We start from the raw sequence: 17,535 nt of genomic DNA, 5'->3' as shown, positions 1-17,535 counted from the left end.
CCGTGGCTGCCCGGCTCGGGATCGACCGAAGGTATTCAAACCGGTTCCTGCTGCATCGGATAAAGCTTGTCGAAGAAAGGCAGGCATTGAGCCCCTCTCTGCCGCAGGAAAACCTGAAAGGCGTTCATCGCCGGGGAGATAGTCCTGTCTGTCCGCGTTACCGAAAACCATTGCCTGCGGATCGGCATGCCGATGACGTCCAGCGTGACGAGCTTTCCGAACTCCAGTTCCATGGCGATGGTATGGGCGGAGATGAAGGCGATGCCGAGCCCTGCCATGACGGCCTGTTTTATCGTCTCGTTCGACGACATTTCAGTACCCAGATCCTCCAGCTTTCCTGGGATTTCTCCGAGAAAGATTTCGAGCGAGATGCGCGTGCCCGATCCTGGCTCGCGAATGAGGAAGTGCTCTCTGGCGATCTCTTCCTTGGTGATATCGCGCCTCTTTGCCAGGGGATGATCCGGCGGCGCGATCATCACCAGCGGATGATCGCCGAACACCACGGAGTGCAGCGGCATGTCGCTGGGCGAGCGCCCCATCAGGGCGATGTCGACGTCATGATTCTTCAGCTTGGCGATGATTTCCGCCCGGTTGCCGATCGTCAGCGAGACGGCGATGTCCGGATGGGTTTTCTTGAAGGTGGCCATCAGGCGGGGGGCGAAATATTTCGCGGTCGAGACGACGCCGAGTGCCAGCGTGCCGGCGCGCACGCCCTTGATGGCATCGATCTCGTCGTCCAGCTGGCGCAGCCTTTCTTCGATCATCTGGGCCGCATCGATGAAGGCAAGGCCCGCGGCTGTAGGGCGTAGTCCATCGTTGGTCCGGTCGAAGAGGATGACGCCGGCATCCTCCTCGATCTGCTTCAGCTGGATGGTGATCGCCGGCGGAGTGAGGCCAAGCGTGTTGGCCGCCCGGACGATCGTTCCGTGCCTCGCTATCTCCTGCGCCGCGCGCAGATGTCTGAGCGTCAGATTTCTCATGCTTGAAGATTAGTGAAATTTATCCAGAAGGTAAATGGAATAAATTTTACTTAATCCGAGTTTTTTGGTTCGATACCGCCATGCCCAGGAAGGCAGTGAGCGGGCAGGGAGGGTAAATCATGACTTCGTCGACGCTAGATGCCTTTTTGAATTCCCATGTCGCGGGTGGGGCGCCATTCGCCGAAGCTGCCGCGTCGACGATCCGGCAGTTGGTTACGGCAGCGGTCACGCTCGGCAGAACCATCAACCAAGGCGCCTTTGGTTTGGCCCTATCTGGGGAACGCGGTGATGTCGGCCCTGGCGGTGATGTCCCGAAGGAACTCGACGTTCTGGCCGATGCCCTGTTCATCGAGGCGATGCGGCGGGCGCCTGTCTGCCTCTACGCTTCCGAAGAGCTTGAAGAGGCTGCTCTTCTTGACCCGAGGGCCCCGCTCGCGATTGCCATCGATCCACTGGACGGCTCCTCGAATATCGACATCAATGTCTCGATTGGGACTATTTTCTCCATCCTCCCAGCGGCTGGTGATCCGGTCGGCGAGCCGAACGCCTCCTTCTTCCACCCGGGAGACGCCCAGCTCGCCGCCGGCTTTTTCATCTACGGCCCGCAGCTTGCGCTGGTTCTCAGCGTCGGGAGCGGCACCCATGTCTTTGTTTTTTCCGCGCAGCTCGGCGTGTTCGTCCAAACCCATGAAAACTTGGTCATCCCGCCGCGGACGCAGGAATTTGCGATCAATACGGCCAACTACCGCCACTGGGACGAGGCCGTCCGGCTTTATGTCGATGACTGCCTGAAAGGGATGGAAGGCCCCCGCGAAAAGGAGTTCAACATGCGCTGGATCGCAGCCGTTGCAGCCGATGCCTACCGCATCCTCATGCGCGGCGGCGTTTACCTCTATCCCGGCGACCGGCGTAGGGGCTACGGTGAGGGTCGGCTGCGGCTGGTCTATGAAGCCAACCCGATCGCCTTTCTCATCGAACAGGCCTGCGGAGCCGCCACCGACACGATCAACCGCATTCTGGACCTGACGCCAACGGCACTGCATCAGCGTGTTCCGCTGGTCTTCGGCTCAGCTCGGGAGGTGGCTCGCGTCGGCCGCTACCATACCGAGCCCAGCAATATCGCTGAACGGGCGCCGCTTTTCAGCAATCGCGGCCTTTTCAGAGCCTGATCGGGAGGACGCGGCAATGTCGGCAAGACATCCCATTATTTCGATTACCGGATCGTCAGGCGCGGGAACCACCTCGGTCAAGCGCATTTTCGAGCAGATTTTCCGGCGCGAGCAAATCGAAGCGGCCTTCATCGAAGGGGACGCATTTCACCGCTACGACCGGCAGGCCATGAAGGAAAAGGTCGCCGAAGAGGAGAGGAACGGCAATCCGAATTTCACGCATTTCCATGCGGAAGCCAACGAGTTGGAAATCCTCGAATCCGTCTTCGAGGAATATGGCCGGTACGGCACAGGCCGCACCCGCACCTACATCCACGACGAACAGGAGGCCGCACACCACAATGTACCGCCGGGGAGCTTCACGGAATGGCGCGATTTTCCGCAAAGCGACCTGCTTTTCTACGAGGGGCTGCATGGCTGCGCGGTGACGGACAAGGTCAATCTCGCTCGCCATGCCGATCTGAAGATCGGCGTCGTGCCCGTCATCAATCTCGAATGGATCCAGAAGATCCATCGCGATCGCGAAGCGCGCGGCTATTCGACGGAGGCGGTCATGGACGTCATCCTGCGGCGCATGCCGGACTATGTCCGCTACATCACGCCGCAGTTCACGCTGACCGACATCAATTTCCAGCGGGTGCCGATCGTCGACACGTCCAATCCGTTCATCGCGCGCTGGATTCCGACCCCTGACGAATCGATGCTGGTGATCCGCTTCGCGAGACCGCGTGGCATCGATTTCCCGTATCTGCTGTCGATGATCCACGACTCGTTCATGTCGCGCGCCAATTCCATCGTGGTGCCTGGAAACAAGCTCGATCTCGCGATGCAGCTGATCCTGACACCTTTGATCATGCAACTGATCGAACGCAAGAACCGAGCCTCGTGAGGATGAAAGCGATGAACACGCAACTTCAGCCGCAGGACATAATCGAGTCCGATATCGTAACGGAACAGGACATGGCGAATGCTATCAGGGCGCTTGCCATGGATGCTGTTCAAAAAGCCAACTCCGGCCATCCGGGCATGCCTATGGGCATGGCTGATGTCGCCACGGTCCTATTCGGCCGTTTCATCAAAATCGATCCCTCCGATCCCAAATGGCCCGATCGCGACCGCTTCGTCCTTTCGGCGGGTCATGGCTCGATGCTGCAATATGCGCTTCATTACCTGATCGGCTATGAGGATATGACGATCGAGGAGTTGCAGCGGTTCCGCCAGTTGGGCGCCACGACCGCCGGACATCCCGAATTTGGGCATACGCTCGGCATCGAGACCACGACGGGGCCATTGGGCCAAGGCATCGCCACGGCCGTCGGCATGGCGCTTGCCGAGCGCATTGCCAATGCGCGTTACGGCGACGCGCTCGTCGATCACTATACCTATGTCATCGCCGGTGATGGATGTCTGCAGGAGGGCATCAGCCACGAAGCGATCGACCTTGCCGGCCACCTGAAGCTGTCGCGGCTGATCGTCCTGTGGGATAACAATTCGATCTCAATCGATGGTCCCACCAGTCTCTCGACCTCGATGAACCAACTTGCCCGTTTTCAGGCGGCAGGCTTCGATGTGCAAGAGATCGACGGTCATGATTTCGACGCGGTCGGTCGTGCGATTTCGCGGGCAAGGGGTTCGGACAAACCGTCTCTGATTTCCTGCCGGACAGTGATCGGCAAAGGCGCTCCGAATCTTCAGGGCACGGAGAAAACCCACGGAGCGCCGCTTGGCGAGAGCGAAATCGCTGCTGCAAGGCAGCAGCTGAATTGGCCTTATGCGCCGTTCCACATTCCCGAATCCATCCTGGATCGTTGGGGCGAAGTTGCCGTGCGTGGGGCTGCGGAACGGCGTAAATGGCTCAATCGGGTTGCCGCGGCTCCCGAAGGCCGGGCGTTCCTCAGGACGATCGAACGGGAAATCCCGGCGTCGCTTTTCGACGCGCTTGCCGAATTTCGCCGGGAGCATCAGACGAAGGCAACGAAGGTCGCCACTCGCAAGGCTTCGGAAATGGTGCTCGGCGTCATCAACGCCGCGACGGATTTGACGATCGGTGGTTCGGCGGACCTCACCCATTCCAACCTCACCCTGACTGCTGGGATGGAGCCTATCAGGCCGGGGAACTACGCCGGACGTTATATCCATTACGGTATTCGCGAACACGGGATGTCGGCTGCGATGAACGGTCTTGCCCTGCATGGCGGTTTCATTCCCTATGGCGGCACCTTCCTCGTCTTTTCCGATTATGCACGTGGTGCCATCCGCCTGTCGGCGCTGATGGGGCAGCAGGTCGTCTACGTCATGACACATGACTCGATCGGCCTCGGCGAGGACGGACCGACCCATCAGCCGATCGAGCATCTGGCGATGCTGCGCGCGACGCCAAACCTCAACGTCTTCCGTCCCTGCGACATCGTCGAGACGGCGGAGTGCTGGGAGCAGGCGCTGAAGGAACGCGATCGGCCGAGTCTTATCGTACTGTCGCGCCAGAACCTGCCGATGGCTCGTTCGGAAAACAGCGAAGAAAACCTTTCCGCGCGCGGAGCTTACATCCTGCGCGCGACCTCGGAGCCACGCGCCCTCTCTCTCCTTGCGACCGGTTCCGAGGTCGAAATTGCCTGTGTTGCGGCCGACAAGCTGCTGGCCCAACACGGCATTGCCGCCGCGGTCGTCTCAATGCCTTGCTGGGAGTTGTTCGAACAGCAATCGCCCGAATACCGCAAGGCCGTGCTCGGGACGGCGCCCAGGATCGGCATAGAGGCGGCGGCGCGCCTCGGTTGGGACCGGTATCTCGGGGAAGACGGCGTCTTCATCGGCATGCATGGCTTTGGAGCGAGCGCTCCGGCTGCCGCACTCTATGATCATTTCGGCATCACCGCCGAGGCCGTCGTGGAAGCAGCGCTTGAGTTTGCTGCCCGTGGATCGAGCACAGACCGGACAGATCGGTAGAAAGGAGCAGGTCCAATGGCCCGCATTACATTACGGCAGCTGCTCGATCATGCGGCGGAATACAGGTATGGCGTTCCGGCCTTCAACATCAACAACATGGAACAGGGGCTGGCGGTCATGGAGGCGGCGGCGGCGTGCGATGCGCCCGTCATCCTCCAGGCGTCGAAAGGAGCTCGCTCCTACGCGAAGGACATCATGCTGGCGCGTATGATCGAAGCACTGACGGAGATCTACCCGGCCATTCCCGTCTGCGTCCATCAGGACCATGGCAGTGACGAAGCGACCTGCATGACGGCGATCCGCCACGGGTTCACGTCGGTGATGATGGATGGCTCCCTCACAGCGGATGCTAAAACGCCTGCCTCCTATGAATACAATGTAGCGATCACCGAACGGGTCGCCCGTATTGCCCATTGGGTGGGCGTCTCGGTGGAAGGGGAACTCGGTGTTCTGGGTTCCCTGGAGAGCGGCACGGGAGCGGCCGAGGACGGTCACGGCGCGGAAGGCACCCTGTCGCACGACCAGCTTCTGACCGACCCCGATCAGGCAGTCGATTTCGTCGCCCGCACAGGTGTCGATGCGCTGGCGATCGCCTGCGGCACGTCTCACGGCGCCTATAAATTCACGCGGGCCCCGGACGGCGACATCCTGGCGATGGACGTGATCGAGGAAATCCACCGCAAGCTGCCGAACACGCATCTCGTCATGCACGGCTCCTCCTCGGTGCCGCAGGAGATGCAGGACATCATCAACCGTTTCGGAGGGCGGATGCCGCAGACCTATGGCGTTCCCGTCGAGGAGATCGAGCGCGGCATCCGCCATGGGGTCCGCAAGGTCAATATCGACACCGACTGCCGCATGGCGATGGCGGGGCAATTGCGAAGGATCGCGACGGAACATCCGGAGGAATTCGACCCGCGCAAGTTCCTGAAGCCGGCGATGGAGGCAATGCGCAATCTCTGCCGCGACCGTTTCGAACGTTTCGGTACGGCTGGCAAGGCCTCGAAAATCAAGGTCATTCCCCTGGACGAGATGGCGAGCCGCTATGCCACCGGGGAGCTCGATCCGCAGATCACAACCGCGGAAGCCGCCTGAGCGGCGGTCCGGAAGACAACGAAAGGACCAAGCCATGGACAGCAAATCCGAAACCGTCAAAGGCGCGGCGCGCTACAGATCGGGCGTGATGGAATATAAAAAGATGGGCTATTGGGAGCCCGACTACGAGCCAAAAGATACCGATGTCATCGCGCTCTTCCGGATCACCCCGCAAGATGGCGTCGATCCTATCGAGGCGGCGGCAGCCGTCGCGGGCGAATCCTCCACGGCGACCTGGACAGTGGTCTGGACGGACCGCCTGACGGCGACCGAGAAATACCGCGCAAAGGCGTATCGGGTTGATCCCGTGCCGAATGGCGAAGGGCAGTATTTCGCCTATATCGCCTACGACCTCGACCTGTTCGAGCCGGGTTCAATCGCGAACCTCAGCGCTTCGATCATCGGCAACGTTTTCGGTTTCAAGCCGCTGAAGGCGTTGCGGCTGGAGGATATGCGGTTCCCCGTCGCCTATGTGAAGACTTTCCAGGGACCTGCGACCGGCATCGTCGTCGAGCGCGAACGCCTGGACAAGTTCGGCCGCCCGCTGCTCGGCGCGACCGTGAAGCCGAAGCTTGGGCTTTCGGGGCGCAATTACGGCCGCGTCGTCTATGAGGCGCTGAAGGGTGGGCTCGATTTCACCAAGGACGACGAGAACATCAATTCGCAGCCCTTCATGCATTGGCGCGAACGTTTCCTCTATTGCATGGAGGCGGTGAACAAGGCCCAGGCCGAGACCGGTGAGGTCAAGGGAACCTATCTGAACGTCACAGCCGCCACCATGGAGGACATGTATGAGCGCGCCGAGTTTGCCAGGGAGCTCGGTTCGGTGGTTGTCATGATCGATCTCGTCATTGGTTACACGGCGATCCAGTCCATGGCGAAATGGGCGCGCCGCAACGACATGATCCTGCATCTCCATCGCGCCGGCCATTCGACCTATACGCGGCAGAAGACGCATGGCGTGTCTTTCCGCGTCATCGCCAAATGGATGCGGCTTGCGGGCGTCGACCACATCCATGCCGGCACCGTTGTCGGCAAGCTGGAAGGCGATCCCGCAACAACCCGCGGCTATTACGACATCTGCCGCGAGGACTTCAATCCGATGAGGCTGGAGAATGGTATCTTCTTCGACCAGCACTGGGCATCGCTCAACCGGATGATGCCGGTCGCTTCCGGTGGCATCCATGCCGGACAGATGCACCAGTTGCTGGACCTCCTCGGCGAGGACGTCGTGCTGCAGTTCGGCGGTGGTACGATCGGGCATCCGATGGGTATCGCCGCCGGTGCCACGGCCAACCGCGTGGCGCTCGAATGCATGGTGCTCGCCCGTAACGAGGGGAGGGATATCCTGCGTGAAGGACCACAGATCCTGCGCGACGCCGCGCGCCACTGCCAGCCGCTGCAGCAGGCGCTCGATGTCTGGAAGGACGTGACCTTCGACTACACCTCGACCGACACGCCGGACTTTGTTCCGACAGCCACCGCAGCAGAATAGGAGAAGCGACATGCATATCACTCAGGGAGCGTTCTCGTTCCTGCCGCCGCTGACGGACGAGCAGATCGCCAGGCAGGCCCAGTATTGTATCGACAAGGGTTGGGCGATGAGCCTCGAATTCACGGATGATCCGCATCCCCGTAACACCTATTGGGACATGTGGGGCCACCCGATGTTCGACAATCCGGATGCGGCTGCGCTGATCATGGAGCTGAAGGAGTGCCGCAAGGTCTATGGCGACCGCTATATCCGCTTCGTCGCTTTCGACAGCACCCACGGATGGGAATCCGTCCGCCTTTCCTTCATCGTCAACCGTCCTGCGGCAGAGCCGGGCTTCCGGCTGGAGCGGCAGGAGGCGGGCGGCAGAAGCATCCGCTACACCACCCGGTCCTATGCGGCGGACAAGCCGGCGGGAGAGCGCTATGGCTGAGGCGGTTTCCATGAGACCTAAGGTCGACGGCGAAGTGCCTTCCACCATCGACCTGCGGGCGGAATATGTCGAATCCGGTGTCAAGGACGTGCTGGAAGAGTTGGACAACTCGCTCATCGGCCTTGCTCCGGTCAAGCAGCGGATCAGGGAGACCGCGGCCTTGCTCCTGGTCGAGCGCGCGCGCAAGCGTCTCGGTCTCGCCCATGAGACGCCGACCCTGCACATGAGCTTCAGCGGCAATCCGGGAACCGGCAAGACCACGGTCGCGCTGCGCATGGCCGATCTGCTCCATCGCCTCGGCTATATCCGCAAGGGGCATCTGGTGTCGGTGACCCGCGACGATCTGGTGGGGCAATATATCGGCCATACCGCGCCGAAAACGAAGGAAATCCTGAAAAAGGCTATGGGTGGCGTCCTCTTCATCGACGAGGCCTATTATCTCTATCGGCAGGAAAACGAGCGTGACTACGGTCAGGAGGCGATCGAAATTCTCCTGCAGGTCATGGAGCATCAGCGCGAGGATTTCGTCGTCATACTGGCGGGTTATGCCGACCGGATGGATCGCTTCTTCGAAAGCAATCCAGGCTTTCGTTCGCGCATCGCCCATCATATCGACTTTCCCGATTATACGGATGACGAGCTGCTGCGGATCGCGGAGGTAATGCTCGCCAAGCAGAACTACAGTCTTGACGTCGAGGGGCGGGCCGCCATGGAGCAATATATCGCGCTGCGCCGTCGACAGCCGCATTTCGCCAATGCCCGCTCCATCCGCAACGCGCTCGACAGGGCACGCCTGCGCCAGGCAAACCGGCTGTTCGAAACGTCCAACGGATCGATCGGTGCCGATGCGCTGTCGACGATCGTTGCCGTCGATATCAGGGCAAGCCGCATTTTCAACAGCGGGACGATGCAAGAGGAGGCCGCATCATGAGCACAAAGACGATCATCGCACCTTCCATCCTGTCCGCGGATTTTTCCCGGCTGGGCGAGGAAGTAGAAGACGTCGTCAAGGCGGGCGCCGACTGGATTCATCTCGATGTCATGGACGGCCATTTCGTGCCCAACATCACGTTCGGGCCGCAGGTCATCCGATCCATCCGCAAGCGCACGAACGCCGTCTTCGACTGCCATTTGATGATTGCGCCGGCGGACCCCTATATCGCCGCCTTCGCGGATGCAGGCTGCGATGTCATCACGGTTCACGCCGAAGCCGGTCCGCATCTCGACCGGACGCTTCAGGCGATCCGTGGACTGGGAAAGAAGGCCGGTGTGTCGCTCAATCCGTCGACGCCCGAAAGCACCATCGAATATGTGCTCGACCGGCTGGATCTTATCCTGCTGATGACGGTCAATCCAGGCTTCGGTGGGCAGGCCTTCATTCCGGCCGTTGTTGAGAAAGTACGCCGCGTCGCCGCAATGATCGGCGATCGTCCGATTCATATCGAGGTGGACGGGGGAGTTACTCCTGAAACCGCGCCGCTGGTCTCGGCCGCCGGCGCGAATGTCCTCGTGGCCGGCTCCGCCGTGTTCGCGGGCAACGATAGAACCGCCTATGCTGGCAATATCGAGGCGATCCGCCGGCAAGCGGACAGGTCACTGGCGCGTCGGGCGGCCTGAGTTCAATTGCGAGTGATGCGAAATGCATGATGGGGCTACCGGGAAGACCGGCAGCCCCTTGCTTCATTGCTTTTTCGAAAACTGTTCGAGATAGGCGAGCAGATTGCTGATCTCGCCTTCGTCCTTCAGGCCGGCAAAAGCCATCTTGGTACCTTTCACCTTCGCCTTGGGATTGTGAAGGTAGTCACGCAACGATGCCTCGTCCCATTGGAGGCCGGCTTTGCCTGCTTCGACCATCGCCTTGGAATAGGCAAACCCGGCATGGGTGCCGGCAACCCTGCCGATCACACCATTCAAGGACGGACCTACCTTATTCTTATCCGTCTCGGCGTCATGGCAGGCCTTGCACTTGTTGAACACCGTTGCTCCCGCGTTGGCATCGCCCTCCTGAGCATTAACCCCGCAGGCAGAAAAGATCGCAACTGACACGCCGATCAGAAGGATTTGATATTTCATGGTATCTCCTCGTTCGCCAAGGGTGCCCTTTGACGAGGGCAGGTGCCGCTATTCCTCCTGTGGCACCGGCCATCCGGATCGCTGGACCTCTCGCGCAATGGCGACAGGGACTTTTGATCCATTCAAAAAAGTTACCTGCCGGCGAATGTAAGTCAACCCTTGATACGCCAATCGGGCCTGCCATGGATGGCACGGATCGGAAGTTGTGATTGACGGGCCGACGTGATGCTCCTAACTTCCCCATTATCTCTTCCCGGCACCGGAAGAGGCTGTGATTGGCTGGTGGCGGCGCATGCAGCCGCCTGTGCAGAAGGAACGGCTGCGGCAAGCCCGTGGGTCGAAAGGTGCGATATGCCTTTTATCGAACTCATTTTGACAATTTGTCTTGCGGACAAGCCTTTGAGCTGTCGGGAGGAGCACCTCCATTTCGAAGATAGGGGAAGCCTGACAACCTGTATGCTCCAGGCACCCCCGCAGATTGCGAAGTGGTCTACGGAACATCCGCGTCTGCGTGTTGTCAGATGGCGATGTGAATACCCGACGAAGAGCCGGGACATCTAGAAACGAAACATCGGATGCGGCGCATGGGAGGAAGGACTTATGGGAGGCGGGATCGGCCGGTTATTTCGGATTGCATTATTGTCGCTGGCGACATTCTCTACCCAAGCGATAGGGCAGGCCGCGGCCGCGGAGGTCGTTCGTGTCGGCGTTCTCAAATTCGGTACGGTGAGTTGGGAGCTCGATACGATCAAACGGCATAAGCTCGACGAGAAACACGGGATCACCGTGGATGTGCAGGAATTTGCCGGCGAAGACGCCACGAATGTCGCGTTGATGGCCGGAGCGGTCGATGTGATCGTTTCGGACTGGTTGTGGGTTTCGCGGCAGCGCGCCACAGGCATCGACTTGACCTTCGTTCCCTATTCCACGGCGGTCGGAGCTATCATGGTTCCGCCAGACTCTCCGATCAAAAACCTCGGCGATCTCACCGATAAGAAAATAGGCGTTGCGGGCGGTCCTTTGGACAAGAACTGGCTTCTGATCCAGGCCATGGCGAAGAAGGATTATTCCAGGGACCTGGCCAAGACAAACACGATCGTCTACGGCGCTCCGCCATTGCTGACGGAGAAGGTGCAGCAGGGGGAACTCGATGCGGTTCTCAATTTCTGGAATTATTGTGCACGGCTGGAGGCGAAGGGATTTCGCAGACTGACCGGAGGACATGAGGCCGCCGCCGCGCTTGGCGCCTCCGGGCCGATCGTTGCTCTGGGATATATCTTTCATGAAGCCTGGGGCAAGGCTCATCCATCCGCGATCGACGGCTTCGTAGCGGCAAGTGCCGATGCAAAGGCGCTGCTCGAAAGTTCCGATGACGAGTGGAAAATGCTTGCCCCGATGCTTCGGGGTGACGAGAGTGAGCAGAAGGTCATGCGCGATCGCTATCGCGAAGGCATTCCCAAACGCCCGCCCGCAGAAGCGGAAAAGGACGCGGAAACGCTTTATTCCGTCTTGGCGACGATCGGCGGCGAGGATCTCGTCGGATCGTCGAAAGAACTGGCGCCGGGCACCTTCTGGGGGGCGGAATAGGTGAGTTCGGCCTCTCTTGGCTCATCGTCGCAAGGGCAAACAGAGAAAACGGCACGAAGACGCAGCTTCGGGCCGTTCCTGACGGTCGTGGCATCGGTCGTCGTTCTGGCCATAGTGTGGCATCTGTCAGCGACCCTGTGGCCGAGTCATGCCTTCCCGCCACCGCTTGACGTCCTGCGCGCCATGGCCCGCGAGACGGCGAGGGGTGAGATACCCTATCATCTGGCGATCACTCTTGGTCGCGTAGCGGTCTCATTCCTGCTCGCCATGATCATTGGTTCGGCGATCGGCATCTTTCTCGGAAGCCATCCGCGCGCCGACCGGTTTCTCGATCCCTGGGTCATTCTTTCCCTGAACATCCCGGCACTGGTGATCATCGTTCTTGCCTATATCTGGTTCGGGCTGAATGAGGTGGCTGCTATCGGCGCCGTGGCCTTCAACAAGATCCCGAATGTGATTGTCACGATGAGGGAAGGGGCTCGTGCGCTCGATCTGAATTACACGGACATGGCAAAGGTCTACAAGTTCGGGCCTCTTGCGCGATTGCGCCATGTCCTGCTGCCACAGCTGCAGCCTTATCTGGCTGCGGCCTCACGTTCCGGCATTTCGCTGATCTGGAAGATCGTCCTCGTCGTAGAGCTTCTGGGTCGGTCGAATGGTGTCGGTTTCCAGATCAATCTCTATTTTCAGCTTTTCGACGTCGCTTCCATCCTAGCCTATACGCTGGCCTTCGTCTGCGTAATGCTTGTCATCGAATTTCTCCTGGTACAGCCCCTTGAACACACTTCAACCCGTTGGCGCAGACGCGCAGCTTGAAATCGAAGTCAGGCACAAATCGTTCGAGGCGTCCAGGGGCGGCAGCATCGAAGTCCTGCGCGATCTGAACTTTGCGGTGGAGCGGAACGAATTCGTCTGCCTGGTCGGTCCTTCCGGCTGTGGCAAGACCACGACGCTGCGATTGCTCCTCGGCTTGGACCATTCCTTTGAGGGGCGCATAAAGCTTCCGGGAGAAAGGGAGCCGCGCATAGGCATGGTTTTTCAGGAGCCGATTCTCCTGCCCTGGCGGACGGTCGAGGAAAATGTGCGTCTGGGATTACCGAGAAGCCTGTCTGGCAAAAACCTCGACCATTTGTTCGATGCGCTTGGTCTGTCGGGGATGCGCGCGTTTTATCCCGGAGAACTTTCACTCGGGCTCGCACGCCGCGCTGCTCTTGCCCGGGCGCTTGCAATCGAGCCCGATCTCCTGGTTCTCGACGAACCCTTCGTCTCCCTTGATGAAGCGACCGCACAGCAGCTCCGTTATCTGCTGCTCGAAATTTGGTCGGAGCGTCCGACGACGGTCTTGATGGTGACGCATAACCTTCTCGAGGCTATCATGCTGGCCGACCGGATCATTGTACTGTCGCCACGCCCATCCCATGTCGTGGGCTCGTTTCTGGTGCGCATTCCCCGGCAATCCAGAAATGCTCAAGTTTGCAGCGACATCCTGCGCTCGTTCCACGAGAAATTTCCGGCACGGGCCGCTACCTGACTTAGAAGCAGCGTATATCCGCTTCGGCCTGTGCCCTTTTCAGTTCCGCTATTGCGGCTTTGGCAGGGGCACTTTCGCGAAACAGTGCGCCGTTTTCTCCAGCGACCAACCCCATTTGCCTGAATGTGGCGGCTGTCTCGTAGCGGTCGTAGGGAATGATGGATTCGATGACATCGATCGAACAGGAGCAGCGATCGAGAGTGGCCCGGTTCTCACCATTGGCTTTCATGCAGGCATAGACATATTCAGCGATGACATTGGTCGGATAGGTGGTCGCCGCTGCCACTGGGACTGCGAAACCTATTGCTGCAGATGCGAACACGGCGACGGGAAACTTCGCAAGCGTAACCATGGGATGTCCTTTCCGTATAGCGCAGTTGTCGCCTCTGGCAAGAGGGGCAAATACTTTCCTAAGTATAATTCCAAAATCGCGTCAATATCCAGCAACATAGGATAATTTTCCGAATATAAATTGCTGCATTGCAGAATAATATGCTGCGTCGCAGCGAATATTGCTGAGAAACACGCTTGCGGAAAGTAATTCTATCTCTTATGGTTAGGTTGTTTCCGGCTTCAAGGACGTTGCCGTCAAGGGAGTGGTGACAGTCTTCGTAGGCCAAGCGGGTGGGCGGTAACGGTGCCCTCCGCGCGCCTGGCTTAGGTCGTGACACGCTGCCGGAAATACTTCCCACATGCTGAACCGGTGACGCGGGCTTCTGTTATGAAACAGGTGCCGCCGCAATAAGTCATCTGTGCGAACTTCGGGAGGACTAAATGCGTGTACGTGCAAACTTCATAAAATCGGGATTAGTGGCGACTGCGGTGTCTTTGTCGTTGGCTGGAGGAGTGTTTGCCAATGATGAAGTCCAGAAGTTGATCTCCGATTCCAAGAACTGGGCGATTCCGACGGGTGATTATGCCAACACCCGCTATTCAAAATTGAACCAGATCAACAAGGACAATGTGAAGAACCTTCAGGTCAAGTGGACGTTTTCGACAGGCGTGCTGCGCGGTCATGAAGGTGGACCTCTGGTGATCGGCGACGTCATGTACGTTCATGCGCCGTTCCCCAATACAGTCTATGCGCTCGACCTCAACAATGACGGCAAGATCCTTTGGAAATACGAGCCCAAGCAGGATCCGAACGTCATTCCGATCATGTGTTGCGACACGGTCAACCGAGGCGTTGCTTATGGCGACGGCAAGATCATCCTCAACCAAGCGGATACGACCGTCACCGCTCTCGACGCCAAGACAGGCAAAGTCGCCTGGCAGGCGAAGAACGGCGAGGATACCGCTGGCGGCAAGGGGGAGAGTGGAACGTCCGCACCGATGATCTTCAATGACAAGGTTCTGATCGGCATATCGGGCGGCGAGTTCGGTGTTCGCGGCCATGTGACCGCGTATAACCTGAAGGATGGCTCTGTTGCCTGGAAGGCCTATTCGACCGGGCCCGACTCGGAAACCCTGATGGATGGTGAGAAGACCACCCAGCTCGGCAAACCGGTTGGCAAGGACTCCGGCATCAGCAGCTGGGAAGGCGAGCAATGGAAGCAGGGCGGCGGAACGACCTGGGGCTGGTACGCCTTCGATCCGAAGCTGAACCTGGTCTATTACGGAACCGGCAATCCCTCGACGTGGAACCCGGTACAGCGGCCCGGCGACAACAAATGGTCGATGACCATCTTCGCCCGTGACGCCGACACCGGCATGGCGAAGTGGGTCTATCAGATGACCCCGCATGACGAATGGGACTACGATGGCGTGAACGAGATGATCCTCGTCGACGGGATGCAGATCAACGGTGCAGCCCGGGATGTACTGGTTCATTTCGATCGTAATGGCTTTGCCTATACGCTGGATCGCGGAAACGGCGAGTTGCTGGTTGCCAAGAAATACGATCCGGTGGTCAACTGGGCGACGGAAGTCGTGATGGACCCGAAGAGTGATCAGTATGGGCGTCCGCAGGTCGTGGCTCAGTATTCGACCCAGCAGAACGGCGAGGATACCAACACGACGGGCGTATGCCCGGCAGCGCTTGGTACCAAGGACCAGCAGCCGGCTACCTACTCACCGAAAACCGGTTTGTTCTACGTGCCGACGAACCATGTCTGCATGGACTACGAGCCATACAGGGTGAGCTATACGGCAGGTCAGCCCTATGTGGGTGCGACAGTGTCGATGTATCCGGCTCCCAAGAGCCATGGCGGCATGGGCAACTTCATAGCCTGGGATGCTGCCAAGGGTGAGATCGTCTGGTCCAAGCCCGAGCAGTTCTCGGTGTGGTCAGGCGCGCTGTCGACCGAAGGCGATGTCATCTTCTACGGCACGCTGGAAGGCTACATCAAGGCTGTCGATAAGGACGGCAACGAACTCTACAAGTTCAAGACGCCGTCCGGGATCATCGGCAACATCAACACCTTCGAGCACAACGGCAAACAGTATATCGCCGTGCTTTCGGGTGTTGGCGGCTGGGCTGGTATCGGCCTCGCAGGTGGTCTGCTCCAGGCCGAAGGCGCGGCTGCCTGGCAAACGGCTGTCGCCGGCCAGAAAGCGCCCACCGATGAACAGCAGTCGATTTCAACAGCAGGTCTCGGCGCGGTCGGTGGGTATGCCGCTCTCGCCGACTATACGACGCTGGGCGGTCAGCTCACCGTCTTCGGCCTCCCGGATTGATAAACGGGAACCATAGGCACGCCGACCTCGCTTAAAGAGGCGGCAGGCAGAGAAACGAGGGCCCGGATCACCGGGAATTCCCTGGCGGGCTCTCGATTTTGCCACGCAACCCACAACCCACCTGTCAACGCCGCATTGCGACAGCCAAGCTGTGTTCGTGGCGAAATGAGAAAGAGGTAGGAATGTCTGTCTGCAAAACAGTCTCGGTTATCACTATGTCTATTGTCATCAGCTCCAGCATCACCTTTGCCGCTGACGACAAACAAAAGGCTGCAGCCGTTACCGATGAAGACGGTAAGTATTTTGACGCCGATGGAAACCCGACGTTCAAGCTTCAGGATGATGGGACGGTGGACTGGTACACGTTCAGTGGATATCGCCGTTATCATTCGGACTGTCACACCTGTCATGGACCAGACGGAATGGGTTCCAGCTATGCTCCGGCGCTGGTCAACTCGTTGAAGACGATGGATTACGCGACGTTTCTTTCGATCGTCGCCGAGGGGCGTAAGAATGTCGGCGGCGGCAAGGAAAACGTCATGCCCGCTTTCGGCAACAACAAGAACGTCTATTGCTATATGGACGATATCTACATTTATCTGCGAGCGCGTGCCGTCGATGGGATCCCGCGCGGCAGACCTCCCAAGAAAGCTGACAAGCCGCAGGCCGCCAAAGATCAAGAAGCATCGTGCATGGGGAGCTGAGCATATGCCTGCACGCAAATCCTGCGGTCTTTATATGCTCTGCGTGATCGCGGCGATTGCCGCGGTTCCCACCGCGGCATTCACGCAGACAGCCGGGCTCGGCGCCGCAGGCGAATTGGTGGATCCGGACGTGCTGCGTGTCTGCGCCGACCCTTCCAACATGCCGTTCACGGATGAAAGCGGGGAAGGCTTCGAAAACAAGCTGGCGGAACTCGTTGCGGTGAAGACTGGCCGCAAGTCGGTCACCTACACATGGTATCCGATGGCAACCGGCTTCGTCCGGAATACGCTGCGGGCCAACCGCTGCGATATCATCATGGGTTACGCCCAAGGTGACGAACTCGTGCAGAACACCAATGCCTACTACCGCTCGACCTATGTCATGGTTTTCAAGAAGGGTAGCGGCCTGGATGGCGCAGAAGCCATCGAAGATCCCAGACTGGCCGGCAAACGGCTCGGCATTGTCGCCGGAACGCCGCCGAGCGCCAGCATGGCAAAGGCCAACCTGATGCGGAATGCCAAGACCTATCCTCTGATGGTGGATACGCGCTCGATGCCGTCCATGGCCGAGGTAATGTTGAAGGATCTTCAGAACGACGTCATCGATGTGGCCGTTCTCTGGGGGCCGATGGCCGGCTACTATGTCAAGGAAATAAATCCGGATCTTGTCGTGGTGCCGCTTCTCAAGGAGAAGGTCAGCCATATGTCCTATCGCATCACCATGGGAGTCCGTCCCTCCGACCAGGAGTGGAAACGCGCCTTGAATACCGTGATCAGGGAGAACCAGTCGGAGATAAATCGGATTCTCCTGCAATATATGGTTTTTTTCAAGCAGAAGACGGCCTACGAGAT

17 protein-coding genes are annotated in these 17,535 nt (G+C 59.1%); 14 read left to right on the top strand and 3 right to left on the bottom strand.

The window, feature by feature from the left end:
* Nucleotides 1-35 precede the first annotated feature (35 nt).
* On the bottom strand, nucleotides 36-980 hold the full coding sequence (locus tag ABK249_RS13110; RefSeq protein WP_037153176.1) for a LysR family transcriptional regulator: 945 nt from the start codon (nucleotides 978-980) through the stop codon (nucleotides 36-38).
* A gap of 119 nt (nucleotides 981-1,099) precedes the next feature.
* On the opposite strand from ABK249_RS13110, the gene ABK249_RS13105 reads away from it, so the two are divergent.
* The 8 genes from ABK249_RS13105 to rpe are packed head-to-tail and all read left to right on the top strand — an operon-like array spanning nucleotide 1,100 to nucleotide 9,729.
* The gene (locus tag ABK249_RS13105) at nucleotides 1,100-2,149 is read left to right on the top strand and encodes a class 1 fructose-bisphosphatase (RefSeq protein WP_227704088.1); all 1,050 of its coding nucleotides are present in this window, start codon (nucleotides 1,100-1,102) and stop codon (nucleotides 2,147-2,149) included.
* A gap of 16 nt (nucleotides 2,150-2,165) precedes the next feature.
* Entirely contained in the window at nucleotides 2,166-3,038 is an 873-nt protein-coding gene (locus ABK249_RS13100) for a phosphoribulokinase (protein ID WP_037153172.1), read from the top strand.
* An 11-nt stretch (nucleotides 3,039-3,049) separates the two neighbouring features.
* Nucleotides 3,050-5,092, top strand: coding sequence for a transketolase (tkt, locus tag ABK249_RS13095; RefSeq protein WP_052182971.1), 2,043 nt, complete (start codon nucleotides 3,050-3,052; stop codon nucleotides 5,090-5,092).
* 15 nt (nucleotides 5,093-5,107) lie between these two features.
* Nucleotides 5,108-6,187: a class II fructose-bisphosphate aldolase gene (fba, locus tag ABK249_RS13090; RefSeq protein ID WP_037153168.1), complete on the top strand. Its 1,080-nt coding sequence runs from the start codon at nucleotides 5,108-5,110 to the stop codon at nucleotides 6,185-6,187.
* 34 nt (nucleotides 6,188-6,221) lie between these two features.
* Complete coding sequence (locus ABK249_RS13085; protein WP_037153165.1) at nucleotides 6,222-7,682, top strand: form I ribulose bisphosphate carboxylase large subunit; 1,461 nt, start codon at nucleotides 6,222-6,224, stop codon at nucleotides 7,680-7,682.
* Between the two features lie 10 nt (nucleotides 7,683-7,692).
* Complete coding sequence (locus tag ABK249_RS13080; RefSeq protein ID WP_037153163.1) at nucleotides 7,693-8,112, top strand: ribulose bisphosphate carboxylase small subunit; 420 nt, start codon at nucleotides 7,693-7,695, stop codon at nucleotides 8,110-8,112.
* A 10-nt stretch (nucleotides 8,113-8,122) separates the two neighbouring features.
* Nucleotides 8,123-9,043: a CbbX protein gene (gene cbbX, locus ABK249_RS13075; RefSeq protein ID WP_037153770.1), complete on the top strand. Its 921-nt coding sequence runs from the start codon at nucleotides 8,123-8,125 to the stop codon at nucleotides 9,041-9,043.
* Entirely contained in the window at nucleotides 9,040-9,729 is a 690-nt protein-coding gene (rpe, locus tag ABK249_RS13070; RefSeq protein ID WP_037153160.1) for a ribulose-phosphate 3-epimerase, read from the top strand. The genes cbbX and rpe overlap by 4 nt, the downstream gene beginning before the upstream one ends.
* Nucleotides 9,730-9,792: 63 nt before the next feature.
* On the opposite strand, the gene ABK249_RS13065 is transcribed toward rpe, so the two are convergent.
* Nucleotides 9,793-10,185, bottom strand: a complete 393-nt coding sequence (locus tag ABK249_RS13065) for a c-type cytochrome (protein ID WP_210050187.1) — start codon at nucleotides 10,183-10,185, stop codon at nucleotides 9,793-9,795.
* Between the two features lie 639 nt (nucleotides 10,186-10,824).
* On the opposite strand from ABK249_RS13065, the gene ABK249_RS13060 reads away from it, so the two are divergent.
* Genes ABK249_RS13060 through ABK249_RS13050 form a run of 3 tightly spaced genes read left to right on the top strand, consistent with a single transcriptional unit; the run spans nucleotide 10,825 to nucleotide 13,303 of the window.
* Entirely contained in the window at nucleotides 10,825-11,772 is a 948-nt protein-coding gene (locus ABK249_RS13060; RefSeq protein WP_227704087.1) for an ABC transporter substrate-binding protein, read from the top strand.
* A complete protein-coding gene (locus ABK249_RS13055) occupies nucleotides 11,773-12,588 on the top strand; it encodes an ABC transporter permease (RefSeq protein WP_081952879.1) in 816 nt (271 codons plus the stop codon). It begins immediately after the preceding gene.
* Nucleotides 12,548-13,303 (top strand): ABC transporter ATP-binding protein, encoded by a 756-nt coding sequence (locus ABK249_RS13050; RefSeq protein WP_227704086.1) that lies wholly within the window; start codon nucleotides 12,548-12,550, stop codon nucleotides 13,301-13,303. Before ABK249_RS13055 ends, ABK249_RS13050 begins: the two co-directional genes overlap by 41 nt.
* Before the next feature lies 1 nt (nucleotide 13,304).
* On the opposite strand, the gene ABK249_RS13045 is transcribed toward ABK249_RS13050, so the two are convergent.
* Nucleotides 13,305-13,655 carry a hypothetical protein gene (locus tag ABK249_RS13045; RefSeq protein ID WP_037153147.1) on the bottom strand — a complete coding sequence of 117 codons (351 nt, stop codon included), beginning with the start codon at nucleotides 13,653-13,655 and terminating at the stop codon, nucleotides 13,305-13,307.
* Nucleotides 13,656-14,077: 422 nt separating this feature from the next.
* Here ABK249_RS13045 and ABK249_RS13040 point away from each other — a divergent pair, with 422 nt between their 5' ends.
* The 3 genes from ABK249_RS13040 to ABK249_RS13030 all read left to right on the top strand — a co-directional run.
* On the top strand, nucleotides 14,078-15,979 hold the full coding sequence (locus tag ABK249_RS13040) for a methanol/ethanol family PQQ-dependent dehydrogenase (RefSeq protein WP_227704085.1): 1,902 nt from the start codon (nucleotides 14,078-14,080) through the stop codon (nucleotides 15,977-15,979).
* 215 nt (nucleotides 15,980-16,194) lie between these two features.
* A complete protein-coding gene (locus ABK249_RS13035; protein ID WP_227704084.1) occupies nucleotides 16,195-16,683 on the top strand; it encodes a c-type cytochrome, methanol metabolism-related in 489 nt (162 codons plus the stop codon).
* A gap of 4 nt (nucleotides 16,684-16,687) precedes the next feature.
* A partial coding sequence (locus ABK249_RS13030) for a substrate-binding domain-containing protein (RefSeq protein WP_348863139.1) occupies nucleotides 16,688-17,535 on the top strand: 848 nt, incomplete at its 3' end.

The organism is Neorhizobium phenanthreniclasticum, assembly GCF_040066075.1.
Classification (GTDB): domain Bacteria; phylum Pseudomonadota; class Alphaproteobacteria; order Rhizobiales; family Rhizobiaceae; genus Neorhizobium; species Neorhizobium petrolearium.
The sequence above is the reverse complement of the archived record's forward strand: the minus strand, read 5'-3'. Positions and strand labels throughout refer to the sequence as shown.